1 protein-coding gene is annotated in these 606 nt (G+C 65.0%); it reads left to right on the top strand.

Going from position 1 to position 606, the window contains the following annotated elements:
* Positions 1-606: class I SAM-dependent methyltransferase (locus AC1D2E_RS36070; RefSeq protein ID WP_478201823.1), on the top strand; the 606-nt coding region annotated here is incomplete at both ends.

The raw sequence follows: 606 nt of genomic DNA, 5'->3' as shown, positions 1-606 counted from the left end.
GCCTTCGCAGACGCGCAGCGCGAGCGAGCTTCTCGACCAGAATCGCCGCTTCTACGACTTGCTCTGGTCCGGTGCTCGCCTCGTCGAGCCTCAACGGTTCAATACTTGGCCGCTCGTGCGATCCCTGCTAACCGAGTCCGGGCGACGGCTCGAGGTTGGGCCCGGCCTGAGACCACGTCTGCCGATCGAGGGCACGCAATTCGTGGACATCAGCGCCCCGGCGCTCGCGATGCTTCGCGAGCGCGGTGCGCAGGTCGTGCTGAGCCAGGTGACATCCCTGCCGTTCGCCGACGGTGCATTCGATCTGGTGTGCGCACTCGATATCATCGAGCATGTCGACGACGGGGACGGCGCTCTGTCGGAGCTATCGCGGGTTTCGAAGTCAGGTGCGGCTCTCCTGATCTCGACGCCACTGCACCCTTCGCTTTGGACCTCGTTCGACGATTTCGTAGGCCACAAGCGGCGCTACGAGCCGCCGTGCCTGCTCGCAAAGCTGGCGCAGCACCACCTCGTTGTGGAGCGCAGCGCGGTGTTCGGGATGAAGCCGCGCTCGTCGCGCTTAGTCGACATCGGCATGTGGTGGCTCTCGCATCATCGTGAGCTGGC

This window comes from Variovorax sp. P1_H2, assembly GCF_056405295.1.
Note: the sequence above shows the minus strand (reverse complement) of the source record. Positions and strands in the feature narration are given on the sequence as shown.